Annotated in this window: 16 protein-coding genes; 6 read left to right on the plus strand and 10 right to left on the minus strand. The window is 71.9% G+C overall.

Going from position 1 to position 24,918, the window contains the following annotated elements:
- Positions 1–25 precede the first annotated feature (25 nt).
- The 5 genes from EHO50_RS35865 (at position 26) to EHO50_RS44305 (ending at position 11,036) form a co-directional block, all read left to right on the plus strand.
- Complete coding sequence (locus EHO50_RS35865) at positions 26–3,673, plus strand: tubulin-like doman-containing protein (RefSeq protein WP_246101734.1); 3,648 nt, start codon at positions 26–28, stop codon at positions 3,671–3,673.
- Positions 3,670–6,510 (plus strand): hypothetical protein, encoded by a 2,841-nt coding sequence (locus tag EHO50_RS35870; RefSeq protein ID WP_128435415.1) that lies wholly within the window; start codon positions 3,670–3,672, stop codon positions 6,508–6,510. The genes EHO50_RS35865 and EHO50_RS35870 overlap by 4 nt, the downstream gene beginning before the upstream one ends.
- Positions 6,507–8,687 (plus strand): serine/threonine-protein kinase, encoded by a 2,181-nt coding sequence (locus tag EHO50_RS35875; protein ID WP_128435416.1) that lies wholly within the window; start codon positions 6,507–6,509, stop codon positions 8,685–8,687. Before EHO50_RS35870 ends, EHO50_RS35875 begins: the two co-directional genes overlap by 4 nt.
- Positions 8,684–10,618 carry a hypothetical protein gene (locus EHO50_RS35880; protein ID WP_128435417.1) on the plus strand — a complete coding sequence of 645 codons (1,935 nt, stop codon included), beginning with the start codon at positions 8,684–8,686 and terminating at the stop codon, positions 10,616–10,618. The genes EHO50_RS35875 and EHO50_RS35880 overlap by 4 nt, the downstream gene beginning before the upstream one ends.
- A 277-nt stretch (positions 10,619–10,895) precedes the next feature.
- Complete coding sequence (locus tag EHO50_RS44305; RefSeq protein WP_164905045.1) at positions 10,896–11,036, plus strand: hypothetical protein; 141 nt, start codon at positions 10,896–10,898, stop codon at positions 11,034–11,036.
- Positions 11,037–11,162: 126 nt separating this feature from the next.
- On the opposite strand, the gene EHO50_RS35885 is transcribed toward EHO50_RS44305, so the two are convergent.
- The 10 genes from EHO50_RS35885 to EHO50_RS35935 all read right to left on the minus strand — a co-directional run bounded on the left by EHO50_RS35885 (position 11,163) and on the right by EHO50_RS35935 (position 24,090).
- Positions 11,163–13,160, minus strand: a complete 1,998-nt coding sequence (locus EHO50_RS35885; RefSeq protein ID WP_128435418.1) for a beta-galactosidase — start codon at positions 13,158–13,160, stop codon at positions 11,163–11,165.
- The gene (locus EHO50_RS35890) at positions 13,157–14,470 is read right to left on the minus strand and encodes a glycoside hydrolase family 36 protein (RefSeq protein WP_128435419.1); all 1,314 of its coding nucleotides are present in this window, start codon (positions 14,468–14,470) and stop codon (positions 13,157–13,159) included. The genes EHO50_RS35885 and EHO50_RS35890 overlap by 4 nt, the downstream gene beginning before the upstream one ends.
- Positions 14,471–14,496: 26 nt before the next feature.
- On the minus strand, positions 14,497–15,381 hold the full coding sequence (locus EHO50_RS35895; RefSeq protein WP_128435420.1) for a carbohydrate ABC transporter permease: 885 nt from the start codon (positions 15,379–15,381) through the stop codon (positions 14,497–14,499).
- Positions 15,378–16,355 carry a carbohydrate ABC transporter permease gene (locus tag EHO50_RS35900; protein WP_128435421.1) on the minus strand — a complete coding sequence of 326 codons (978 nt, stop codon included), beginning with the start codon at positions 16,353–16,355 and terminating at the stop codon, positions 15,378–15,380. Before EHO50_RS35900 ends, EHO50_RS35895 begins: the two co-directional genes overlap by 4 nt.
- Before the next feature lie 5 nt (positions 16,356–16,360).
- Positions 16,361–17,674: an ABC transporter substrate-binding protein gene (locus tag EHO50_RS35905; RefSeq protein WP_128435422.1), complete on the minus strand. Its 1,314-nt coding sequence runs from the start codon at positions 17,672–17,674 to the stop codon at positions 16,361–16,363.
- Between the two features lie 213 nt (positions 17,675–17,887).
- Complete coding sequence (locus EHO50_RS35910) at positions 17,888–19,645, minus strand: copper resistance CopC/CopD family protein (protein WP_128435423.1); 1,758 nt, start codon at positions 19,643–19,645, stop codon at positions 17,888–17,890.
- A gap of 420 nt (positions 19,646–20,065) precedes the next feature.
- Positions 20,066–20,833 (minus strand): SDR family NAD(P)-dependent oxidoreductase, encoded by a 768-nt coding sequence (locus EHO50_RS35920; RefSeq protein ID WP_128435425.1) that lies wholly within the window; start codon positions 20,831–20,833, stop codon positions 20,066–20,068.
- Entirely contained in the window at positions 20,830–21,303 is a 474-nt protein-coding gene (locus tag EHO50_RS35925) for a cupin domain-containing protein (protein ID WP_128435426.1), read from the minus strand. The genes EHO50_RS35920 and EHO50_RS35925 overlap by 4 nt, the downstream gene beginning before the upstream one ends.
- Positions 21,300–21,923 carry a GNAT family N-acetyltransferase gene (locus EHO50_RS35930; RefSeq protein WP_128435427.1) on the minus strand — a complete coding sequence of 208 codons (624 nt, stop codon included), beginning with the start codon at positions 21,921–21,923 and terminating at the stop codon, positions 21,300–21,302. The genes EHO50_RS35925 and EHO50_RS35930 overlap by 4 nt, the downstream gene beginning before the upstream one ends.
- Positions 21,916–24,090 carry a penicillin acylase family protein gene (locus EHO50_RS35935; RefSeq protein WP_128435428.1) on the minus strand — a complete coding sequence of 725 codons (2,175 nt, stop codon included), beginning with the start codon at positions 24,088–24,090 and terminating at the stop codon, positions 21,916–21,918. The genes EHO50_RS35930 and EHO50_RS35935 overlap by 8 nt, the downstream gene beginning before the upstream one ends.
- A gap of 77 nt (positions 24,091–24,167) precedes the next feature.
- Here EHO50_RS35935 and EHO50_RS35940 point away from each other — a divergent pair, with 77 nt between their 5' ends.
- The gene (locus EHO50_RS35940; protein ID WP_128435593.1) at positions 24,168–24,890 is read left to right on the plus strand and encodes a siderophore-interacting protein; all 723 of its coding nucleotides are present in this window, start codon (positions 24,168–24,170) and stop codon (positions 24,888–24,890) included.
- The last annotated feature ends 28 nt before the right edge of the window (positions 24,891–24,918 follow it).

Here is a 24,918-nt window from a genome sequence, read left to right on the forward strand (position 1 = left end):
TCGGCCGTGAAGCGGGGAGGAAACCATGAAGATCTTCCAGCCGATGCTTTTCGTCGGCCTGGGCGGCACCGGCGGTCTGGTCGGCGCCGAGCTGGAACGCAGACTGCGCGCCGAGCTGTGCGGCCCGGACGGCATGGCGCTCAGCCGGCAGAACGGCCACGCCCCCTTCCAGCTGCCCGACTGCCTGCAGTTCGTGTACGCGGACTACAGCGAGAGCGATCTGCAGCGGCTGCCGCAGTTCAACGTCGACCCCTCCCTGCGGTCCGCGTACGCCCGCACCTCCCGGGCCACCCACGACCTGCTGCCGAACTTCGACGCCTCCCCGGAGGTGACCAAGATGCTCCGGGCGGTGCTGCGCGACGAGGTCGCCGACTGGCTGCCGCCGCGCATCGACGAGCCGAAGGTCACCCCGCTGCACGCCGGCGCGGGCCAGCTGCCGACCGTCGGCCGGGCCGCCCTGTTCGCCACCCTCCGGCACAGCCTCGCCCCGGTGCTGGAGCCGCTGATCCAGGCGATCGACGCGATCGCCAAGTCGGCGGGCGAGCTCAGCGAACTCGGCGGCGGCAGGGTCAACGGCTGTGACGTGTTCGTCGCGTTCTCGGTGGCCGGCGGCACCGGCGCCGGGATCTTCCTGGACTACCTGCACCTCATCAACCACGCCTTCCAGCTGCGCCGCTTCGACGGCGTGAAGATCTACCCGCTGGTCGTCATGCCGTCGTCGTTCTCCGCCGCGACCGGTGGCGGACGCGAGGCGGAACTCAACGCGGCCCGGTCGCTGGTCGACCTGTTCCGGCTGGTGGACACGCAGAACGCGCCGTCGGAGGGCCACGAGATCGGCGATCTCGACCAGGAGCTCGGGCTCGGCATCCGCTACCCGGGCGGTGCGACGCCGATCCGGTTGCGCACCGGCATCCTGCCCACGGCGTTCCTGTTCAGCCCGACCGCCGGCATCCGCGCGGACGACCTGCGCCGCTCCATCGTCTCCCTGGTGATGTCGCTGATCGGCACCGAGCTGGGCGACGGCCGCGCCCGGGGCCGGAAGATGGCGGCCGACGACGACTTCCAGACCTTCGCGGCCAGCTTCATCAACCGCGGCGTGCAGCGCAGCGCCGTGTCCCCGACCGGGATCGGCCGGCAGGGCGTGTCCACCAGCCTGGTCGCCTCCATGACCGCGCCGATGGACCAACTCGCCGACCTGGTGGCCGGGCGGCTGCTGCGGCTGGCGGTCACCGACCTCGTGGAGCTGCCGCGTGCGGTGCTGCGGGACGGGGCGGTGCCGATGATCCGGCAGCTGTTCGCCGACTCGCACCTCGAAGAGCTTTGGGAACGCAGGCAGTTGGCGGTGCCCGAGCCCGATCCGCTGCCGCGCGGCGGCAAGAACATCGAGCAGGCGCTGGGCGAGCGCATCGCGGACATGCAGCGGCTGCTGTCCGACCTGCGGGCCGAGGCCGACCGCGCGGCCTCCGTGATGGCCGACCGGTTCGCGCCGCGCCCCGCCATCGACAAGCTGCTCCAGACCGTCGACCCCTTCCTCGCCGAACGCGTCGTCAGGGGCGTCCCGGACAGCGACGAACAGATCGCCAAGCTCGGCTTCCTCGGCATGCTGGACGCGCGCGCCCGCAATCCGCAGCGCCCGCCCGGCGTGACCGAGCAGCCGCCCAAGATCCCGCGGATCAAGGGCCAGTTGGGCGGCCTGGCGCCGGCCCGCTGGGGCGACGACGACGTACAGGCGGCCATCCAGGAGCAGGACGCCTGGTACCAGTGGCGCTGCAGGATGGTGTGGCACGAGGCCTGGCGCGATCAGCAACAGCACTGGCAGCCGCAGGCCGACGCGGCCGGGACCGACCTCGGGCGCCTGGTGAACGCCTTCCGCAGGCACAGCGACCAGGAGCGCAAGTCCGCCCAGCAGAAGGCGCACGAGCTGTACGAGGACCGCACCGGCATCTCGTATCTGCTGCCGCCGCAGCGCAGCCTCAACCACTTCTACGAGGACGTCGTCAACCGGCTGATCCACCGGGAGGGTTTGCGGGAGAACGACGACGAGGCCGCGCTGCTGCTCAAGCTCGTCGACGGCGACACCTGGCGCCAGGTCCACGCGCTCAGCCGGCGCGACCCGGAGGGCGCGGTGGCCCGGGTCAAGGGGCAGTTGGAGGCTCGGATCACCCGGCTGTTCGCCGAGAGCGGGGCGCATCTGGAGCAGCGGCCGCTGCTGCCGTCCATGGGCACGCTGCTGGCCGCGGCGGCGGGTGACGCCGAGGCCAAGGACCAGGTCGCCAAGGAGGCGCTCGACCTGTTCAGCCGGAAGCTGACCGGGCTGCTGCCGGTCGGGTTCACCCCGGAGGGCACCGGGATACTGCGGGTCCTGGTGACCTATCCGCGGGTGCAGGCCGTGGAGGAGGTGCAGGAGTTCCTCGGCAAGACGCTGCGGCTGCCCTCGGACGCGAAGAACTCCGTGGAGTACCGGGGCGTGGAGAGCGACTCGATCACCGTGGTCCTCTTCCGCAGCGAGATGAGCCTCACCCAGGTGCCCGAGGCCCGCAAGGTGCTGCGCCAGTGGGCCCGCGCGAAGGACAACGAGCAGGCCCAGGACGTACTGCGGTGGCGGCAGCGGCTCGGCTACCGGGACAGCTGGATGGTCAGCAGCGAGGAGGACCGGCGCGTCATCCTGCACCGCCTGCTGTGCTGCATGTGGAACGGCCAGGTCGACGTGGTGGACGGCGACCCGGCGTCGCCGGACCGGGTCCGGCTGCGGCTCTCCCCCGACAAGGGCACGGACATCCCCGGCGTACGGCTGCGGCTGGGGGACTACCCCGGGGGCGTGTCGAGCTGGGCCGAGCTGCTGCGCTCGTACGAACGCTGGACGGTCCTCGACGACGAGCGGATCGTCGAGGACTACTGCCGCGAGCTGATGCGGGCTCAGCCGCTGGGCCTGGCCCGGACCGGCAGCGAACCGCATCCGCTCTTCGTCGACCTGATCGAGAGGGTCGCCCCGCGCCAGCTGGAGCTGCTGACGGAGCGCCGGGAGCGGGGCGGCGAGCGGGTCGAGGGCTGGGTACGCCCGCTCTGGGAGTTCTGGGCGGAGACCCTCCCCGCAGCCCTGGACACCCAGTTCGGCGACCAGCGCGCCGTCCAGCCGACCCTGCGCGACCTGCTGAAACACATCCGCGGCGGCACCCCGACCCGCACCCGCGAGGACCTGGGCGAACCCCGGCGCCCCGTCGCGGACGACGACGACTGGGGAACGGCACCGGTCACCCCGCGCGGCAGGGACCGCTACGACGACTACGACAAGCCGTACGGCAGCGAACGCGGCGAAGAGGACCGGGGAGGCCGGGAGGGCCGCGACGGCCGCGACACCCGCCGGGACGGCGAATCCGGCACCCGCACCGACGGCCGCCACGACGAGTACGACGCCTACGACACCTACGGCAGGCCCGACCCCGACAGTGACCGCCGCCGCGGCGGCTACGACACGTTCGACGGGGACAACGGTAGGGACGAAGACAGCCGTAGGGACGCGGACGGCCGCAGGGACGCGGAAGGCCGCGACAGCCGGGTCGACCGGGGATGGGAGTCCGGCCGGGACGGCGGCGACCCGCCGCGGCCGTCGTGGGACGTCGACGAGCCCGGCGACACCGGTCGCCGCGCCCCCTGGGACGGTGACGCGCAGTGAGCCGGTCCCAGGACTTCAGTACGGTCATCCATCTGGACCTGCGCGCCGGGGCGGCGGCGCTGAACAGTCCGTCGGCCCTGCGCGCCAGGGTCGCCCAGGAGTTGGGCCGGGCCGGGCTGCCCGAGCCGGACGAACCCCTGTTCCTGGTCGTCGACACCCCGGCCGGGCTCACCGACCACCAGCTGCAGTACGAGCTGCTCACCGGCTACCGGGCGGTGGGCGAGGTCAGGCTGCTGGTGCTGCTGGTCGGCAGCGCGCCGGGCGCGTTCGCCGGTGCGGAGGGCGGCTTCCAGCCCGACCGCCGGCTGCTGCGGCCCTCGGTGCTGCGGTCCTCGGGCACCGCACTGCTGTGGGCCGGCGATCTGCGCGCCGCCCGCACCGCGCTGGAGCAGCCCGAGCCCGACGACCCGGACGCGCTGGCGGTCCTGGTGGACGTGCTGTCGGTCCCGGACGTCTACCTCGAGGTGCTGGAGCGCATCCAGTCGCTTCCCGAGGCCGTCGCCGCGCCCGGCGTACGGCTGCTGGAGCAGGACCTGCCGCCGGAGGTACGCGACCGGGCCTGGCGCGACGCGCTCACCCGGTTCGCCGGGGCGGACACCGACCTCGCCCCCGACGTGCTGCTGACCGCCTCGTCCGGAGCCGATCTGCCGGAACCGCTGCGCGGCCTGGTCGCGGGCCGGGCCGGCCGGGACCTCGGGCACCGGGAACCCGGCGGCGTGGCCGACGACGCCTACCGTGCCTGTGCGGACTCCCTCGACTACGCCGAGAACGCGCTGGCCGGGCTGCGGACCCTGCCCGGCCTGCTGCGCTCCTCCCGCCGGGAGGCGTTCGAGGCGGACGTCGACCAGGCGCGCCAAGCGCTCGACAACTACCGGGATCTCGTCGCCACGGCCCTGCGCAGCGGTGGCGGCGGCAGCGCACCGTCGGCCGCCGAGTCGGCGACCCGCCTTGCCGCGCTCGGGCTGCGGGTGCCGTCGGCCGAGGGCATGGGCGAGCGGATCGGCGAGGGCCTGCGGGAGTTCGCCCACAAACTGCTGGGCCAGCAGCTCGCGTTGCGGTCGGTGGCCCAGCGCTTCACCGGCCTCGCCGGGCGGGTGGAGCCGCTGCCCGGGTCAGCGCTGCTGCCGAAGCTCGCCCCCCACTCCGCCGAGGCCGTGGCCCGGCAGACCGGCGCGGCGGGCACGGCGGGCGCCGAGGTCCCCGGAGTCCCGGTGGCCGGCCCCCTGGCGGCGGCCGGGGCGGGACTGCTCGGTGCGCTGTGGTCGGGCCCGTTCCTCGCGCTGGCCGTCGTCGTACCGCTGCTGTTCGTCGCAATGGCGATGCTCGGATCGGTCCGGCTGAAGGGTGCGGGACGCCCGGGCCGCTGGGCCGTGGCCCCCAGGGTCGCGGCGGTCGGCGGCGCGGCGGTCGGGGCGGCGGTGGGGTACGCGACCGATTCGCCGGTCTGGGTGGGCACCATCGGGCTGCTGCTCGGACTCGGCGTCGCGGTGGAGACGGTACGCCGGCTCTGGCGCGCGGCGGCCGCCGCCTGGGCCCCGGGCCAGGCAACCGCCGTACTGCGCAAGGCACTTGACGGCCTGGACGCGCTGCTGGCCGAGGCGGTCCGGGAGCACTGGGCCGTCGAGGAGCGGCTGTACTGCGCCGACGCCGCCCGTTCCGTCGCCGGCATGCTGCGGGCGACGGCGGCCGCGGCGGAGGCGGAGGCGGTGCCCGAGCCGGAGGGGCCGGAGCGGCTCGTGGCCGCCGGGGCGTCCGCGGGCTTCGGTGCGTCCGGCGGCGGGGCGTCGGTCGAGGGCGGCTGGCTCTTCGACGACACGGACCTGGAGCCGGACGACGCCCTCGCCGACTCCGACGACGGCGACTGGGCGAGCGTGTACGCCTGGGAGGACGAGCCGGCGGCAGAGGAGAAGGGCAAGGAGCCGGGCCGGGAGAGCGGCGGCGCCCCGAGCGGGCGGCGCGGCAAGGGAGTTGTGCCGCGCTGGCTGGAGCGGGAGAGCGGTGAGGGCGGCCCCGAGCTGGTCGCCACCCTGTCCGCCGACCTGACGGATGCGGCCCTGGAGGCGATGAAGCAGTACTGGGGTGCCGTCGAACGGGGCCAGGCCGGCGCCCGTGCCGTTCTGCGCACCGAGGAGCGGGTCCGCGAGCTGCTGTCGACGGCCCGCCATCACCTCCAGCACAACGGAGTACTGGCCCCGCCCCCGTTCGCCGCCCCGCGCCGCGTCCGCGCCACCTCGGCCAACCTGCTCGGCACCGACCCGCAGGGACCGGCCGAACTGGTCGGCGCGGAGGCCGAGCGGCAGGCCGTGGTGCAGCTGTCCACCCCGGAGCAGGGCACGCTGCTCAGCCGCGACCCGGCGGCCGCGGTATGGCTGAGGTTCGCCCCGAGGGCCGTACGCGACGAGGTCGAGAAGGCCTGGCGGACAAGCGGTTCGGTCCCCCCGGAGGAGGTCCTGTGGACGTCGTCGGGCCGGTACGCCGGCCTGGTGCGCCTCACCCCGCTGCGCATGGGCGTGGTGAACACCGTCCGGCCCCGGCACGGCGCCGGTCCGGACGGGATGGACGCGGACGGGGACGTGGGCAGGGCCGACGGTATGGAGACGTACGGCACTACAGACGCGTACGAACGAACGGAGCCGTACGAGCGGACCGACCCGTACGAGCGGACCGAACCGTACGGCCGGGGTGAGCCGGCGAACCCCTACGAGGCGACGGCCTCCTACGAACCGCCGGCCGCGCACGAACCGTCGGCGTCGTACGACCGGACGGACTCCGACGACTGGCTGAGCTCGGGCGACTGGACGCAGGGCGACGACCGAGGGGACGGCGACCGCTGGTGACGAGCACCACGCATTCCCCCCTGTCGGGGCCGGGCGGACCGGCTCCGGACAAGCTCGCGTTCACCGTGCCGTCGGGGCGGCGGCGCGTCACCCCGGTCCGCGTGGGCCGCGAGTTCCGCCGCGACAAGCTGCTGCCCCAGCTGATCCGCAAGACCGTGCTCGACGACGAGGGACAGCAGTGCGTGCAGGTACGCCTGAGCGCCAAGGACGCGGCGAACCCGGCGGCGCGCGCCCTGCTGGACACCGAGGCGGGCACCGCGCTGCGGCTCAACCAGGTGCTGGGCGACACGGAGTACGCGACGCTCTTCCCGAGGATCGTCGGCTACGAGCTGGACACGGCCGAGCCGTTCCTGCTGTACGACCCGCCGCGCGGTACGGCCGTAGCGCGGATCCATGTGATGTCCGCGACCGACCAGGAGGTCTTCACCCGGGACCTGATGCTGGCCCTGCGCCTGCTGGAGGGCCAGGGTCTGGTGCCGCGCGGTGTCTCGCCCGCCACCGTGTTCTGGGACGGCGCCAGGGTCCAGCTCTGGGGGCTGGAGTCGGTGACCCGGACCGGCCGTCCGCGGCGCCCGTGGGGCCGTTCGCCGTTCTGCTCGCCCGAACAGCGTCGGGGCGAGGCCCTCGCCGACTCGCGGGACGCGGTGTGGAGCGCGGCCCAGGTCCTCTACCAGCTGGTGACCGGACGGACCGGCCCCGCCGACCGGCCGCCCGCCGACCTCGGCGACCACCGCAAGCTCGACCAGACGTTGCGGGACGCCTTCGCCCCGAGGGCGGCCGAGCGGCCGACGCCGGCCCAGGTGCTCGACCTGGTGGCGCCGGGTGCCGCGCGCCGCGTCCGGCTCGCCGTGCCCCCCGACGAGACGCGCCCGCACCACGAGGCCTTCGAGGAGGCGCTGCGGCTCAAGCGGCAGGCCCCCGCAGCCCGGCCCCAAAACGGCTCGGGGTCGGGGTCGACCGACGGTGAGGTGCTCTGCCCGTACTGCCTGGAGACCATCCGGCTCGACCTCACGAAGCTCTTCGTCACCGACAGCCGGATGCAGTACAAGCCGCTGAACGTGAACGGCATCAACAACCCCGTGCGGCGCACGGACGTCATGCGCGGTGCCGTCCAGAAGTGCACGGCGGACCCGGAGTTCCCGGTCCACTACATCCCGGTGCCCTATCTGACGTACGGCCGCCCGCTGACCGTCGCGATGGTCGGCCAGTCCTCCACCGGCAAGAGTCATCTGCTGGCCCAGATGATCGCGGCGATCACCGACGGCGGTCTGGAGCCGTTCGGCCTGAAGTGGCAGTCCGTCAATCCGGAACAGCACGCACGGTACGTACGGGACCGGGTGCAGCCGTTGCGGGGCGGCAAGGTCCTGGACCACACGGCGGCGCTGGGCATGGACGACTTCGCCCGCTTCGTGGAGTCCCTGCTGATCACCGACGCCCGGGGGCAGGTGCGTCCGGTCGCCTTCTTCGACCTGGGCGGCGAGGACCTGGTACGCACCGACGCGGCGCTCAGGTTCCTGCTCGGGGTCGACGCCCTGATCTTCGTCGTCGACCCGGCGCTGGCCCTGCCGCTGCCGCAGCTGGACCACGCCCGGGAACGCTGGGGTGTGGAGGTGAACCGGGACGGCGACCTCGCCTTCGGCACGGTCCTGGACCGGCTGCCGAAGAACGGCGGTTATCTGGACGTGCCGGCCGCGATGGTGCTCGGCAAGGCCGACCTGCTCAGGTTCCAGCCGCCCGTGGACCGCTGGCTGAGCCGGCCGCCGGCCACCTCGCTGGACCCCGCGCTGATCCGCGAGGAGAGCCGGGACGTTTACGGGCTGCTGCGCCGGCACGCGGGCCAGGCGTGGCTGCGCCCCTTCGACGCGATCCGCCGGTGCACCCTGCACATCGCGTCCGCCACCGGCGCCCAGGAGGACCACGGCCGCTATCCGGCAGGCGCGGGGCCCCGACGGGTGCTGGAGCCGCTGGTGGCGCTGCTGGCCATGCACGGGCTGGTGCAAGTGCCGGGCGGCGCGGAGGCGTTGGCGGTGGGAGAGGCACCGGCGTTCGAAGCGGTGCCGTGGGAGGAAGCCGCGGACGCCGTGGGAGCCGAGGAACCCGAGCGGTTCGAGAGGTCTTTCGAGAGGTCTGACGGGCCGGAGGAGCCCGATGGATCCGAGGGAAGGGAACTGCAGTGAACGACTTCCAGGACCGGGGCTCGGTGCACCAGGTCGTCTTCCGGTGGGACGGCAACCACGGCCGCCAGGGCACCGGCATGAACGCCGTCGCCCACTCCTGCGAGGCCGACCGCGCCGAGGAACTGGGCCGGGAACTGGGCCCGTTGCTGTGGGTCTCCGGCGCGGCAGCCGCCCGCCCGAGCGTCGTACGCACACTGTCCCGGGACGGCGAGGTGCTGCTCGTGAGGCGCTGGCCCACCACCGACCCGGGCGGCCGGCCCAGCACGGTCAGCCATGTCCTGATCGGCGCCCCCGGCACCCTGAAGGTCCGTCAGTGCCTCGGGCTCGCGTACCGCGGCTGGGGAAGCCGGGAGAAGGCCGAGACGGTCACCGGGAAACAGGACATGATCGAGTGCGCGCAACTCGACGCGGTGGCGCTGCGCCGGCTGCCGACCATGGTGGAGCAACTCCCTACGGTCAAGCATGCGCTGACCCATATGGCGGCGGAGTGGCTCCGCGATCCCGCGCAGCGGATGTCGCTGCTCGTGGAGGACAAGCAGCGCCCCGGCTGGCCGGACCAGGACGCGGTTCCGCTGGTCTACCTCGGGCTGTTCCTGCTCTTCGGAGCCTGGCCGGGCCACGAGTGGACGTTCGCCACGTACGACACGGCGGACACCCATCCGCTGCGGCTGATGTCCGTCCCGCGCTGGGAGGCGGACGCCGGCGGGCCCGGCCCGCTGGCCCGGGTCATGGCGGGCAAGCCGTCGGGCCGCAGGTTCGAGCTCTGGGCGGCGGCCGAACTGGTGAAGCACCTCCTCGCCCACCCCGAGCAAGGCGCCGGTGTACCGCAGCTGGTCGAGGAACTCCCCGATGGCGCGTCCCTGAACTGGGAACGCCGCCGCGCCCACCTCAAGGACATCCTCGGCGCGGACCGCACCTCCGGCACGATGCCGACCACCAGGGACCGGGAGCCGGACCGGGCCGGGGAACCGTCCCAAACCGCCATGACCGCCCCGCAGGCGTACCAGGCGACTACGTACGAGGCCCCCTACGGGACGCCGTACACGAACCCGGACCAGCACCAGCACCAGCACCAGCACCGGTACCCGCACCCGAGCCACACCCCAACGTCCCCGCCGCCCCCGCACACGCCTCCACAGCCCCTCCAGCAGCCGTCCCCTCAGCCCTACCAGCAGCCCCTCCAGTCGCCCGCCTCCCCGAACGGCCACGACGTCTACGCCCTCCACCGGGACCTGCTCGACACCCGGCACCACGGGGACGGCATGCGGCGCAGCCTCCTGATGGCCCGGCTGGGCGAGCAGCCCGACGACGTGCTCCTGGACGAACTGCGCTCCGGCGAACTGCCGCCGGAGTCCCTTCAATTGGTGTTGAAGGAACTGGGACAGCCCGACCGCATCGACGGACGCCACCCGGAGATGCAGCACGCACTGTGCGCGGAGGTGCTCCAGCGGGGTCTGTACTTCGCCCCGCAGGGACCCGCCGCGGAACACACCTCGAAGATGGCCGAGGCCGAGAACGCAGCCCACCTCTTCACCTGGGCCGTAGCTCCCCTGGCCCAGGACCGGCGCCATCTGCCCGCACTCGGGGAGGTGCTGCACCTCATCAGCCTGAGCACCCACCCCACGGCGTTCAACTGGCTCCAGAAGAGCATCATCGAACCGGCGAACGGCCAGGTCCCCAACCTGCCGCCGGAACTGTGGAGCCAGCTGCTGCGGGACGCACTCAGCCGCCCCGACAGACAATCCACCGCGCCCCCGTCGCCCCCGCTTCCCTCATCGCCGCCACAGCTGTCGCCCCTCGCCCCTGAATCACGCACCTGGACGGGCCGCTTCTCCGACCTGGCGAACGAGCACCCGGGCCGGGTGATCGGATCCGCCCTCTGCTTCTGCCTCATCGGCGCGCTCGTGACGATCGCGTGGTTCTTCAGCTGACCCGGCGTACCCGGCGGCAGTACGGCGCTATACACAAGTGCCCCGATGCGTTGAACGAGGTTTGCTCAGGGAGCCAGGGATGCCCGGCAAGGCGAGTCGGCTCGTCCGTGGAGTCGTGGAACCCAGTGGCCGGTCTGGCATCGGGCGGGTGGTTCTGTGGGACGGGCGATGTGAACGACTTCGTTGAGCATCTCGCCTGTACCTGGACACTCCCGATTCGGAGGATCTTCCTCCCATCGGAATCGACCTCCCGCTGCGCGACGAACAGGGCGCTGTGATGGTCGGCGTCACCGGTGCCTCTGCCGCGTTGCCGACGCTGTTGGAGACGGGCGAGCTGGAGCCCATGCGCAACGACGACGCCCCGGATCCGTACTGTTCGGCCGTCTACGATCTGGTCGGATGGCTCACGGGCGGCTGAGGCCCGGGGAGAAATGACGGCAACGTTGACGGCAACGACTGCCTATCCGGCCGGCCCCCGCCGCTTCCCTCGGCGGATGGGTGAGACCGCGCCGAGTTCGCCCCGGCGCGGCGCTGCCAGGGGTGCTCAGTCCCCGCGCGGCTCCCGTACCACCGCGATCTCCCCCGCCGGGACGATGACCGAGCCCAACACCTGCTTACCGGTGAGCAGTTCGGTGCCTTCGGCCGGGACCTCGGCCGGGCGGTCCGTGTGGTTGATCAGGAAGAGGTAGTCGGCGTCGGTGCCCCGGCGCAGGGCCGCCTCGACGCCCTGCGGGGTCGTACGGACCGGCTCCACGCCCGCCTCCGCACGGATGCGGTCAAGCAGCCCTGCCAGGGTCGCCGGGTCCGGCTGCGTCGCCAGGTACCACGTCACTCCCGCGCCATACGAGTTGCGCGTCACCGCCGGTACGCCCGCCAGCGGGCCGCTCGTGTACGACTCGACCGCCTCGGCACCGGCCAGCCGCACCCGCTCCGACCACAGCGCCCCCGTACCGCCACCACTGAGCCCCACGGACTCGCCGGGCAGCAGCGGGAACAGCTCGTCCGACCTGACCCCCAACGTCTCCCGGAACGCGCCCGGGTAACCGCCCAGCCGGACGTGACAGTTCTCGTCGACCGCCCCGCTGTGGAAGCCCACCGCAAGCGTGCCGCCGCCCGACGCGAAGGACGCCAGGTTCGCCGCGCCCTCGTCGTCCACCAGGTACAGGCTGGGGGCCAACACCACCCGGTACCCCGACAGATCCGCGTCCGGGCGTACGAAGTCCACCGCCACGCCCGAGCGCCACAGCGGCTCGTACCAGGCGCGGACGAGGTCCTGGAAGCGCAGTTCGCCGCTCGGCTGGGAGGGGAGTTCCATGGCCCAGCGGGCGTTCCAGTCCCAGACGACGGCCACTTCGGCCGTGCCGACGCTGCCGCGTACCTCGGCGAGCGCTCCCAGGTCCGCGCCCAGTCGGACGACGTCACGCCAGATCTGGCTGTCCGTGCCAGCGTGCGGGAGCATCGCCGAGTGCCACTGTTCGGCGCCGGCCTTGGCGGCCCGCCACTGGAAGTAGGCGATGCCGTCCGCGCCGCGGGCCACATGGGCGAGCGCGTTGCGGCGCAGCTCGCCAGGGCTCTTCGCCCGGTTCACCGGCTGCCAGTTCACCGCACCCGTCGAGTGCTCCATCAGCAGCCACGGCCCACCCGCGAGGGAGCGGACCAGATCGCCGCTGAGGGCGATGTCGATCTGCGACTCGGGGTCGGCGGACTGGAGGTAGTGGTCGTTGGAGACGATGTCCAGCTTCGGGGCCCAGCGCCAGTAGTCGAGGGCGTCGAAGTTGTACATCACCATGAAGTTGGTGGTGGCGGGGATATCAGGGGCCGCCTGCGCCAGCACGTCCCGTTCCGCCACGTACAGCGACAGCAGTTCGTCGCTGCAGAAGCGGTGCCAGTCCAGCTGGTGCGTCGGGTTGGGTACGGCGCCCGTCGCGCGCGGCGGCAGGATCTCGTCCCAGTCGTAGTACCACTGGCTCCAGAAGGTGGTGCCCCAGGCGTCGTTCAGTGCCGACAGGTCCCCGTACCTGGCCCGCAGCCAGCCGCGGAACGCCTCCGCGCTGGTGTCGCAGTAGCAGGCAGCGTTGTGGCAGCCGTACTCGTTGTGGACGTGCCACATCGAGACCGCCGGGTGGCCGGCGTAACGCCGCGCCAGTTCGGCCGTGATCCGCAGGGCCGCCCTACGGTAGGCGGGGCTCGACGGGCAGAACGTCTGGCGGCTGCCGTACGACAGTCCGCGGCCGTCCTTGTCGACCGGCAGCGCCTCCGGGTGGGCCTTGAAGAACCATGCCGGAGGCGCCGCCGTCGGGGTCGCCAGGTCGGCCGCGATGCCGTTCTCGTGCAGCAAGTCGAGGACGCGGTCCAGGAGGGTGAAGTCGTACTCACCCTCGGCCGGCTCCAGCAGGGCCCAGGAGAAGATGCCGACGCTGACCATGGTGACCCCGGCCTCGCGCATCAGGCGCATGTCCTCGGCCCAGACCTCCTCGGGCCACTGCTCGGGGTTGTAGTCGCCGCCGTAGGCGATGCCGGGGACGGACAGTTCGCGCTTCATCGGTCAGCTCCCCCGAGGAGACGGCGCGTCGTGGCCACGCCCCACTCGTCCAGCGACAGCAGGCGGTCGCTGGAGGCCATGAGGCCACCGGTCGCCTCGACGTGCGCGGCCCACCGCTCCCGTGTCTCGACGGCCGGGCGGGCCATGAGGCAGTCGGGGTCGTTGATCCAGAACCGGCCGTGCTGCCACTGGCGGCCGACGCCGGTGAACTCGGCCGGGTCCTGGCCGGGTTGGCTGTAGTCGTCGGCCTCGGGGCGGCGGTGCGGGGCCGTGTCGGGGCTGACCCGCATCGCGTCGAACAGGCCGATGGAGGCAAGGATCGGGGCGCCGCAGCCCAGCAGGTAGGCGTCCTCGCCGATCGCCTCGCGGATGAGCCGGATGCCCTCGCGGTACGCCGTCAGCGGGTCGACGGTGGAGTGCCTTACGCCGTCCAGGGCGCCCGCGTAGAGGAAGTCGACCTTGAAGTAGTCGTAGCCCTCGGCGCGCAGCGTGCGGAACACGTCCGTCAGATACGCCGCCGCCTCGGGGTGCGTGGTGTCCAGAACGCGCAGGTCGTGGCCCCAGTTGCGGCCGGCGTGCGTGAAGCCGCCGTCCGCGTCGCGGACCAGCCACTCGGGGTGCTCGGCGGCCAGGTCGCTCGCCGGGTCGACCAGGAAGGGGGCCGTCCAGATGCCGGCCCGGCGGCCCCGCGCCCTGATCGCGTCCGCGATGCCCGCGCGGGAGCGGAAGCGGCCGGAGAGGGTGAGCCAGTCGCCGAGGGCCTTCTGGTAGCCGTCGTCGATCTGGACGACGTCGATGGGCAGGTCGAGGGTCTCCATCGCACGGAGGTTCTCGTGGATGTCGTCCTCGGTGACCTGCGTGAAGTACTCGTACCAGGAGCACCAGACCGTCGGGGCCGGGCGCGGGGCCGGCAGCTGGAGGCTGTCGGCCCAGTCGGCCAGCACCGACTGGACGGTGGCGCCCGTCCACTCCTTCACCGGGCCGTCGGCGCCGACCTCCGCCCGGCCGTCCGTCACGACCAGCCGGATCGACGGGACCTCACGCGTCGGGTCCACGGCCGCCCACAGACGGACCGGTGAGCCGTCGCCCGGGTCGAGCGCCAGCAGGCCCTCGCCCTGGAACGTGCCCTCGGGGACGGTGACGCCGGGGCGGTAACAGACCGTCGCCCAGTTGTCGTTGGTCGGGCGGTACGGCTTGTCACCGAGGGCGTAGGCGCCGCTGGGGCTCCAGGACTGCCAGCCCTCCTCGTGGACGCGGGCACGGGCCTCGTCCACGGGCACGGAGGCGACGGGGGTGAAGGGGTGGTGCACGGGTGTCTCTTTCGAAAAAGGGGCCGTCAGCCCTTGTTGGCGCCCAGCGTCAGACCGCTGACGAACTGCCGCTGGAGCACGAAGTACACGATCAGGGTGGGGATCGCGGTGAGCAGGGCGCCCGCGGCGACCAGGTTGGGGTCCGTGAAGTACGCCCCGGAGAGGTTGTTCAGCGCCGACGTGATCGGCATGTTCTCGCCGGTGGAGATCAGCACGAGGGCCCAGAAGAAGTCGTTGTAGATCCAGATGGACAACAACGTCGCCAGCGCCGCCATCGCCGGGCGGCACAGCGGCAGCACGATCTGCCAGTACTGCCGCCACACCGAGGCACCGTCCACCAGCGCGGCCTCGGTCAGCTCGTGCGGCAGCGTGCGCATGTAGTTGCTGAGCACGAAGGCGCAGAAGCCCGACTGGAACGCGACGTGGATCAGGACCAGGCCGAGGGCGGAGTCGTAGAGCTTGCCGCTCATCGTGATGCCGGGCAGATCGATCAGCAGGAACATCCGGTACAGCGGGGTGATGATCACCTGCTGCGGAAGCAGGTTGCCCGCCGTGAAGACCAGCAGCAGCGCGAGGTTGAGGCGGAAGTCGAAGCGGCTGACGTAGAAGGCGACCATCGACGACAGGAACAGCGTCAACAGCACCGCCGGGACGGCGATGATCATCGTGTTGACGAAGTAGTGGCTCATGTCCGACTGCTGATACGCGTTCGTGAAGTTGTCGAAGTTCAGCGTGTCCGGCCAGGACACGTATCCCTTCTCACTCGTCTCCGCGTACGGCCGCATGGCCGAGTACAGCGCCCACAGCAGCGGCGCGAGCCAGGACAGTGCGGCGCCCGCGAGGAAGAGGTGCAGCAGGATCCGGGCCGGGCGGATGGGCGCGCGGACCTTGGTCACGACGGTGGTGCTCATGCGCGCCGCTCCTTCCGGAAGGTGGCCACCAGGTAGGGAATGATCACGACGAGGGAGATCAGCAGCAGGACGACCGCGATGGCGGAGCCGTATCCGATGCGGCTGGACTCACCGATGATGTTGTTGGTGACCAGGATCGAGAGCAGCTCGGTGCCCTCGGCGCCCTTGTTGAAGACGAAGACCAGGTCGAAGGCGCGCAGGGCCTCGATGATGGTGACGACCAGGACGACGGTGTTGGTGGGGCGCAGCGTCGGGAAGATGACGTTCTTGAACGTCTGCCACTCGCTCGCCCCGTCGAGCGCGGACGCCTCCCGCAGCGAGGGGTCGACGCCCTTCAGGCCGGCCAGGTAGAGGATCATCATGTAGCCGGCGTGGCGCCAGGACGCGGCGACGAGGATGGCCCAGAGGTTGAGGTCCGGGTCGCCGATCCAGTCGATGTACTTGCCCGGCTCGTTGGCCCCGATGATGCTGTTGATCAGGCCGGTGTCGGGGTTGTAGATCAGCTGCCAGACGAAGCCGATGACGGCCATCGACATCACGACGGGCAGGAAGAACGCCGTCTGGTAGACGCGGCTGAACCGGATCTTCTTGTCCAACTGCACGGCCAGGAAGAGGCCGAGCGGGGTCGGGATCAGGATCAGGACGACGAACCAGATGACGTTGTGCTGGACGGCGGGCCAGAACTGCGGGTTCTGCTCGAAGAGTTCCTTGAAGTTCTGCAGCCCGACCCATTTGATCGAGTCGAAGCCGATGCCGTCCCAGGTGGTGAAGGCCAGCGCGATCGAGGCGAGGGCCGTCACCCACACGAGGGCGACGTGCAGGATCGTGGGCAGGCCCGCCATCAGACCGAGGGTGAGCCGGTCGCGGCGGGTCAGCAGACGGCGGTGCCCCTGGGGCACCTTCTTGGCGGGGGCAGCGCCCGAAGGCGGCACGGCGGCCGCCTCCGGGGTCTCCTTGGTGGTTTCCGTGGTCATATCGATCAGCCGGACGCGAAGATCGTCTTCTTCTGGCGCTCGATCGACGAGAGCAGGCTGTCGACGCCCTTGGGATCGCGGACGAACTTCTGCAGCGCGGGCTGCATCACCGTGGAGGTGAAGTCCGGCCGGCTGTCGCGGTCCATGAACTGGGTCAGGGACTTGGCGCCCGAGATCATGTCGTACGCCTTCTTCTGCAGCGGCGTGTACGACGACGTGTCGGCCTTGGTGGAGGCGTGGACCACGCTCGGGTCGGACTTGAGGTAGATGTCCTCGGCGTCCGGAGTGCCCAGGTACTGAAGCAGCTTGACCGCCTCGGCCTTGTTCTTCGGGCTCTTGCTCATCATGAAGCCGTCGGTCGGCGCCTCGACGGTGTCCTGACCGTACGCCGGGTCGATCTCCGGGAAGGCGAAGAAGTCCAGGTCGTCCAGGTCGGCCTTGTTGGTGAACTGCTGGGCCACGAAGGTGCCGAGCAGATACATGCCGGCCTTCTTGGAGGCCAGCGTCTGGGCCGCGTCCTGCCAGGTGCGGCCGACGGCGCCCTCCTGGTGGTAGGGGAGGATCTCCGCCCACAGGTCGAAGGCCTTGCGCACCTTGGCGTCGGTCCAGGCGGCCTTGCCCGCCATCAGGTCGACGTGGAAGTCGTAGCCGTTGGCGCGGAAGTTGATCTGGTCGAAGGTGCCGAGCGCGGGCCAGGCGTCCTTGTCGCCGAAGGCGATCGGGACGAGGCCGTCCTTCTTCATCTGCTTGCACAGGGCGACGAAGTCGTCCCACTTGGTGGGGACTTCGTAGCCCTTCTCCTTGAAGACGCTCTTGCGGTAGAAGATCGCCCACGGGTACGTGTACAGCGGCACGAAGTAGTACTTGCCGTCCTCGCCCTTGCTGAGCTTGTGCATCGCCTCGGGGAAGTTGCCCCCGATGGTCTTCCACACGTCGTCGATCGGGGTGGCCAGACCCTTGGCCGCGAAGAACTGCATCCGGTAGCCGGCGAACCAGGTGAAGACGTCGTCCGGCGTGCCCTGGAGGTAGGAGTTGATCTGCTCCTGGAAGGTGTTGGAGTCCTTGGTGTTCACGTCGACCGTGATGCCGGACTTCTTCTGGTAGGCCGCGTAGATGTCGGCGAACGCCTTCTTCGGCACCGGGTCGGACGCCTTGGAGCCGAGGGTGACGGTCTTCGGGTCACTCGCCGTACCGCTTCCGCCGCAGGCGCTGAGCAGCGGGATGCCGGCGCCGAGAACGGCTGCGCCGCCGACGCCGCGCAGCAGGGTGCGGCGACTCGGCGAGGGCAGTGAGAGACCGGAGGGGGAGAAGTGCTGCATCTACGGCTCCTGATGACAGGGTTCGATCACGAGGGTGGGCTAGGTGAAGTCCGTCGTAACCGATCAGAAATCAACTTGACCGAACACGTTGGCGCAATAACAGCCGTATGTCAGGTCATGCGTCAAGAGATGTCGATGGCCGTTTCGGAAACGTGACCGATATCTCGAACCGATCTTGATGCCCGGGATGATCGAAATTGTGGAGGTGCGCTGCTAGCGCACGACGACCGACCTGGTCACGCTCACCTGGTCGACCTCCGACGTCCGTACGGTGACCTTCATCTTCCACGTCCCGGCGATGGGCAGGTTGAGGAAGCTGTTGCCCCAGTAGCCGCCCTTGTCGGCGAGCTCGGCGTCGAGGGGGCCGATGTCCTTGGCCGGGTGGGTGAAGGAGATGCGCAGTTCAGGCACGATGGAGACGCCGCCGTCGGGGCCGTAGACGAGGGCCTCGATCGAGTTGTCGCCGACCCGGCCCGGGTCGAGGGTGATCTGCACCTTGCCACGGCCGCCGGGGGTGCCGACGTCGAAGGGGACGGTGGTGACGGAGGCACCGATGACGGCGGGCGCACCGGCCGCCGCCGCCTCGGCCTCCGCCCGGCCGGGCAGCGTGCTGGTGAGGATCGTGGTGACCGCGAGCACGGCGGCGCCGACGGCGACTTCGGCGAGGACGGAGCGGCGCAGGGCGCGGCGGTGCGGGCCGGTGGAAGGCGGAACGTCGGCCGGTGGCGCCTGCTCGGGCGACGCCGGACCACCGACCGTCTCCGGGACCCGTTCCCGTTCCCGCTCGCGTTCGCGTTCCTTTACGACCGCACCCGCGTCGACCGTCGCCAGCCGCGCCGTCCAGCGACGTGAGAGGGCCGCCGCCCCGAGGAGCAGGGCCACCGCGGCCAGCTTGAGGGTCAGGAGCCTGCCGTACGTCGTGCCGGTGAGCGCGTCCCAGGAGCCGAGGCCGCGCCAGGACTGGTAGACGCCGGTGACGACCAGAACGGTCACGGAGGCGAAGGCGAGGCGGGAGAAGCGGGTGACCGTGGCCGGGGTCAGGTGGTCTGCCCGGTACAGCGTCACGACCAGGGCCGTGAGGCCGCCCAGCCACACCGCCGTGGCGAGCAGGTGCAGCGCCGAGGACGTCATCGCCACCGGCACCTGGATGCCCGCGGAGGCGTGCTCGCCGGCCGCCCAGGTCATGGCGAGGCCGACGGCGAGGGCGGCGCCGGACCAGCCGTAGGGCTGACGGCGCCGGGACAGCCGTACGAGATGGAGGGCGACCACGACCAGGAGGCCCAGCCGGGCCAGCAGGACCGCGCCCGGGCGGCTGGTCAGGGTCCGGGTGAGGGAGTCGGCGCTCAGGGACCCCAGGGGGCCCTCTCCCGTCTCGTACGGGGCGCGCAGCACCAGCAGAGCGAGGGTGGCGGCGAGAAGGGTCCACCAGCTCGCCTTGAGCAGCCTGTGGAGCACAGGGGCGTCCAGCGGACGGCAGAGCGCCATGAAGGTGGCTGTGCCGATGAGCAGGGCGGCGGCGAGGTAGGCCAGGTAGCGGGCGATGTTGTAGAGGCTCTTGGTCGCCGGGTCCTCGGTGGGGCCGGTGTCCACGGTGGCCGTGGTGAGGGAGGCCTTGCCGACGGAGAAGGTGAACGCGCCGGAGACGGGGTGGCTGTCGGCCGACACCACCCGCCAGGCCACGGTGTAGGTGCCCTGCGCCAGCTTCGCGGGCAGGGTCACGCGGGCCGTGTCGCCGCCGCCGTCCTGCGCGTGCGTCGGCTCGCCCGTGCGCAAGCGGCGGCCGTCGGGGTCCAGGACGCGGAAGGAGTCGTCGAGCAGGCCGACGGACTCCGTGAAGGTCAGGGTGAGGTGGCGGGGGGCCGACTTGAGGAGGGTTCCGTCCTCGGGGTCGGTGGCGCGGAGGGCCGCGTGGGCCGACGCGGGTGCTGTGCCGCCGAGGAGGAGCAGGACCAGCAGGGGGCCCAGCAGCACCAGCCGTTGAACTCCTCGCCGCGAGCCGGTTCGGCCCCGCGGTCGTCGTCCGTCATCGCACCCCACGTCAGTCACACATCTCCGTCGTCGGACTTGCCGCCTCGGGGATACGTACGGACGCGGGGCGCTCTACGCTCACCGGGCGCACCGGCATGGTTCTCGCCCCCGCCGCCCCTACCCTTCCCGTCCTCCAGGGGCTCCGCCCCTTCAACCCCGCCAGGGGGCTCCGCCCCCTGGACCCCCGCTCCTCAAACGCCGGAGGGGCTGATTTCACCAGGGCGCTTCATCTCTCGACGCCGGTCCAGGTATTTCAGCCCGTCCGGCGTTTGAGGACGAGGCCCCTTCAGGGCCGAAGCGGGGGGTCTGGGGGCGGCAGCCCCCAGGGACGGGACGGGTAGGGGCGGCGGGGGCGAGAAAGCCTCACCACGTCGGCCGAGCCGACACCCCGCCATCCACCACCAGGTCGTGCCCCGTGACCCAGGACGCCAGCCCCGACGCCAGGAACACGCACGCGTCCCCCACGTCCTCCGGCCGCCCCAGCCTCCCCACGGGCGCCGCCTCCCGCCACCTCCGCACCCCGTCCGGCCACGCCCCCTCCAGCCCTTCCCGGTCGATCAGCCCGGGCGAGACCGTGTTGACGCGGATGCCGAAGCGGCCGTACTCCAGGGCGGCCGAGCGGGCGTGCATCACCACCGCCGCCTTGGAGGCGGAGTAGTGGGCGTGCAGGGGAGCCGGCCGGCTCGCCTCGATGGAGGCGATGTGGGTCACCGAACCGCCCCCGCCCTGCCCCCGCATGATCTCGGCCGCAGCCTGCGTGCACGCGAAGACACTCGACAGGTTGGTGTCCACGACAGCCCGCCACTGCGCCACCGTCATCCCGGGCAGCTCCCGCGTCGGCTGTACGCCCGCGTTGTTGACCAGCGCGGTCAGCCGCCCGTCCCCCCACTCGGCGGCCTCGGCGACCAGCCGCCGACACGCGTCCTCGTCGGTCAGGTCGGCCTGCAGCACGACGGCCCGCCCGCCCGACGCCCGGACACCCCGCGCCACTTCACCCGCCGCCTCCACCGCCGTACGGCAGTGGAGCACGACCGCCGCCCCCTCCTGGGCGAACCGCACCGCGATCCCGCGCCCGATGCCGCCGCCCGCGCCCGTGACCAGGGCGACCTGTCCTTCGAGGAGTCCGCTCATGGGCGGCACAGTCCCGCGATCCGGGCGGCTTCGGCGGGATAGCGCGCCGTCAGCTCCGCCAAGTCGCCGTGCTCGTAGCCCTCGTAGGTGAAGCCGGGTGCCATCGTGCAGCCGAAGAAGGTCCAGGACCCGCCCGTCACCACCCGGGCGCCCATCCAGGTGCCGGCGGGGACGGTGAGCTGGATGTGCTGGCCGCGCAGTATGTCGGGGCCGAGTACGGCGGTGCGTGACGTGCCGTCGGGGGCGAGGAGCAGCATTTCCAGGGGGTCGCCCAGATAGAAGTGCCACACCTCGTCGGACGGCAGACGGTGCAGGGCCGAGAAGTCGTCCGCGGTGAGCAGGACGACGATCGCGGATCCCTGCGGCCGCCCGTCGGCCAGCTCCGGCCCCGCCCACATGCGACGGAACAGCCCGCCCTCGCGCGGGATCGGCTCCAGTGCATAGTGCGCGACGAGCTCTTCGGGGGTCACGCCGGGAAGGCTACCTCCCGGGCGAGGAAGGCGAGTTGGGCGTTCTTCCGCGGGATGTACACGTCCGGGAGATCGACCTCCGGCAGCACGACCGCCGGCCCCGCCGTGAAGCCCTGCCTGAGGAAACGGGCGATGGCCTTCTCATTGCGCACATCGGGGTCCACCACGACCCGCTGCCGGTCCAGGGTGCGGAAGACGTACGACGTGATGACGGTCAGAAGCGCCGAGGTCCAGCCCGGCCGTGCGCCCTGCGAGCCGGCGGGGGCCAGCAGCAGGTGGACGCCGATGTCGCCGGGGCGGACGTCGTAGCACTCGCTCACGCGGTCGGCCTCCGGCTCGTACGTCTGGAGCAGCGCGACCGGGTCGGCGTCCCGCACGACCAGGAAGGCGTGGTGGGTGTCGAGGGTGTCCATGTGGGCGTAGATCTCGGCCACCTGGTCCCTGGTCAGGCCGTTCATGCCCCAGAAGGCGGCCCGTTCCTCGCTGACCCAGCCGTGGATCACCTCGGCGTCGGCGGGCGGGTCGAGGGGCAGGACGCGGACGGTACCGAAGCCGTCGACCGCTTCCTCGTGGACCGGTTCGCGGACGGGTTCGCGGACGACCGCCGGCAGCTCAGACATCGGACTCCTTCTCGAGCTTGGTGAAATCGGTGACGACCGGGGCCAGATCTCCCTTGAGCCACAAGGGGAGTTGGTCGCGGTGGTGGAGTGAGCCGGGGATGCCGGACGCGCCCAGCGGGACCACCCAGCTGCTCGCCTCGCGGTCGGCCAGGTCCCAGACGTAGCGGGCGGCCGGGCCGCGTGCGCTCAGGTCGGTGAGGCCGGGTACGGCGGAGGTGCACAGCACGCAGTCGTGGTCGCCGGAGAGGCCGGGTTCGTCGTGAGCATCAGAGGGGAGCGCCCGCCAGGGGGCGAGGCGATGGGTGTCGCCCCAGGTTCCGGTGGGCTGCTGGGCGGCCACGTCCTCCACCGCCGCGCGGACCGTCTCGGCGCGGTCGATGCCGTACGACTCCTCCAACTCCTCGGCGCGCAGCAGGTGTTCGAGGGCGAATCCGACGCGCGGGAGCAGAGCCAGCCAGGGCAGGAGGACCTCCGGATAGGCGGGCGGAGCCGACAGCGCGGCAAAGGCCGGGTGAGCGGCGAGCCGGCGTACGACCTCCCCGCGCACCGCCGCGTACACGGCCGCGGCCTCGCTGCTCGCGTCCATGCGGCGGTCCCAGGCCAGGAGGGTCTGCCGGATGCGGGCGGCCTCGGGGGTGAGGGTGTCGAGGGAGCTCAGGATGTCCAACAGGGGTGCTGCGGAGGCCAGTTGGGTGTCCATGTGGATCGCCGGCATGTCGGCGGCCGACCAGCGCTCCTTCTCCCCCAGCAGCGCCGTGATGCGGTCGGCGCGATGGGGCGGGGCGAACTCGACGCCCAGGGGTGCGGCGAGACCGCGCTGGTTGGCCATGGCGGCGACGCCGTCGGTGAGCCCGCCGCGCGGCGTCTCGTGCCGGCCGTGCCAGTCGTGGCCGGGCTCCCAGGCGGGCACGAGCCGGGTGCGGTTGGCCTCGGAGCGCACCGGCACCTTCCCGGCGACGCGGTGCAGCAGGCCGCCCTCGGTGTCGGCGGCCTGCAAGACATTGACGGGCTCGGCCCACAGGTCGACGGCAGCGTCCACGTCGGCGACCCGGCGGGCGCGCAGAAGGGGGAGGAGGGCGCTGAAACCGAGGTCGGCGGTGACGCGGGGCGGGTAGCGGAGGGCGACGGCAAGAGGGTCACTGAAGAAACCTTCCTGCACCTCTTCGTCCAGCCCGCCGTCCAGCCCGTCGTTCAGCCCCTCAGGCACCCCCGCAGGCAGCCCCTCGGGCAACCCCTCGGGCAACCCCTCCGGCCCCCCGATGATCACCGGCCCCCGCTCCGTCTCGATCACCTCGACCTCGACCGACGCCTCCCCCGCGACCTCCACCACCTCGGTGTGCCGGGCGGCACGGCGCCAGACCCCGTCCGGGCCCAGGGCCTCCACCCCCGCCCCCGTACGCCGCAGCCGCTCCCGGTACAGGTCCTGGTAGTCGGCCATGGCGTTGGTGATGGCCCAGGCGACCGTGCCGGTGTGGCCGAAGTGGGCGATGCCGGGGATGCCCGGGACGGCGAGGCCGATGACGTCGAACTCGGGGCAGGAGAGGTGGATCTGCTGGTAGACGCCGGGCTCCTCGATGAAGCGGTGCGGGTCACCGGCGATGATCGCGTGTCCGGTGACGATCCGCTCCCCGCTCACCAGCCAGCCGTTGCTGCCGGAGGTGCCGGGGCCGTCGGCGGCGAACAACCCCACCGCGTCGGCGCCGAGATGCCGTACGACCTGCTCGCGCCAGAGCTTGGCCGGGAAGCCCGCGAAAAGGATGTGGATGCCGAGCCAGACACCGAGCGGGGTCCAGGGCTCCCAACGGCCGGGGGCGAGCCCGGTCCGCGCGAACTCCGGCGTACGGCGGGCGCCCTCGGCCAGCCCGTCGTTCACCCCGTCGACGTACGCCCGCACCCACCCCGCCGTCTCCGCGTCCCGTCTCTCCAACTCGGCGAAGCAGCGTCTCGCCGTGTCGTCGAGGCGGGCCCGTCTGACGAACCGGTCCCAGGGCAGGGCCTCGGCGCCGAGGAAGGACGCGGACGTGCCCTGGGAGCGGTGCCGTTCCACCTCCAGCTGCCAGGCCCGGTCGAGGGCGGTGACGCGGCCCTGCACCCGGGCGAGTGCCATCGCGTCGCCCGCGCGAAGATGCGGAATGCCCCAGGCATCACGGAAGATCTCGCCGGTCACCTGTGCCCCTCCTTTGCTTTAGGTTAGCCTTGCCTAAGTCATTGGTGCAGGAATGGTACGTGAAGGGTGAACAAGCCATGGGGCAGGGGCACGGCTGGGAGGGCGCGGTCCTGAAGCTGCTGCGCGCCAAGGACTTCGTGTTCACGGTGACGGGCGCCGAGGACGTCACCGAGCACTACCGCCGCGTCCACCTCACGGACGGCGGCATGCTGGCGGCGACGGGCGTGCACCCGACCATGTGGGTCCGGCTGTGGTTCGACAACGCGGGCAAGCCCCATCAGCGCGCCTACACCCTGGTCGACCCGGACCCGGAGGCCGGCACCTTCAGTCTGGAGTTCGCCTTGCACGAGGGCTGCGCCAGCGACTGGGCGCGGGCGGCAAAGCCGGGCGACACGATCGAGGCGACCATCCACGGCACGGGGTTCACCGACCCCGACCCCGCCCCTTCCCACGTCTTCGCCGTCGCCGACCCCGCCTCCCTCCCCGCCCTCAACTCCCTGCTCACCACCCTGGACTCGGCACCGGTGACGGTCTGGTTCGAGGGCGGCGAGCAGGACGACCTGCCCTTCCGCACCGAACCGTCCCGCCACGAAGTGCGCAAGGTCCCCCGCCGCGACTCCGGCGCCCACCTGGTCGCCCAGGTGAAGGACGCCCTGCCCGGCCTCCTCGACGGCACCCCGGACCCGTACGTCTGGATCGCCTGCGACACGGCGACGACCCGCGCCCTCACGTCGTACGTCCGCAAGGAGCTGGGCCTGCCGAAGCAGCGGGTGAACGCGCTGGGGTACTGGCGGCCCTGACCCCGCCGAGGAGTCCTCACGTGGAGAA

It is taken from the genome of Streptomyces cyaneus, assembly GCF_004028635.1.
In the GTDB taxonomy this organism is placed as follows: domain Bacteria; phylum Actinomycetota; class Actinomycetes; order Streptomycetales; family Streptomycetaceae; genus Streptomyces; species Streptomyces cyaneus.

Bases quoted from the DNA above. Each gene is read 5' to 3' on its own strand.
- EHO50_RS35905 (WP_128435422.1), bottom strand. From the start codon at position 17,674: ATGCAGCACTTCTCCCCCTCCGGTCTCTCACTGCCCTCGCCGAGTCGC.
- EHO50_RS35900 (WP_128435421.1), bottom strand. From the start codon at position 16,355: ATGACCACGGAAACCACCAAGGAGACCCCGGAGGCGGCCGCCGTGCCG.
- EHO50_RS44305 (WP_164905045.1), top strand. From the start codon at position 10,896: ATGGTCGGCGTCACCGGTGCCTCTGCCGCGTTGCCGACGCTGTTGGAG.
- EHO50_RS35920 (WP_128435425.1), bottom strand. From the start codon at position 20,833: ATGAGCGGACTCCTCGAAGGACAGGTCGCCCTGGTCACGGGCGCGGGC.
- EHO50_RS35930 (WP_128435427.1), bottom strand. From the start codon at position 21,923: ATGTCTGAGCTGCCGGCGGTCGTCCGCGAACCCGTCCGCGAACCGGTC.
- EHO50_RS35940 (WP_128435593.1), top strand. From the start codon at position 24,168: ATGGGGCAGGGGCACGGCTGGGAGGGCGCGGTCCTGAAGCTGCTGCGC.
- EHO50_RS35885 (WP_128435418.1), bottom strand. From the start codon at position 13,160: ATGAAGCGCGAACTGTCCGTCCCCGGCATCGCCTACGGCGGCGACTAC.
- EHO50_RS35865 (WP_246101734.1), top strand. From the start codon at position 26: ATGAAGATCTTCCAGCCGATGCTTTTCGTCGGCCTGGGCGGCACCGGC.
- EHO50_RS35895 (WP_128435420.1), bottom strand. From the start codon at position 15,381: ATGAGCACCACCGTCGTGACCAAGGTCCGCGCGCCCATCCGCCCGGCC.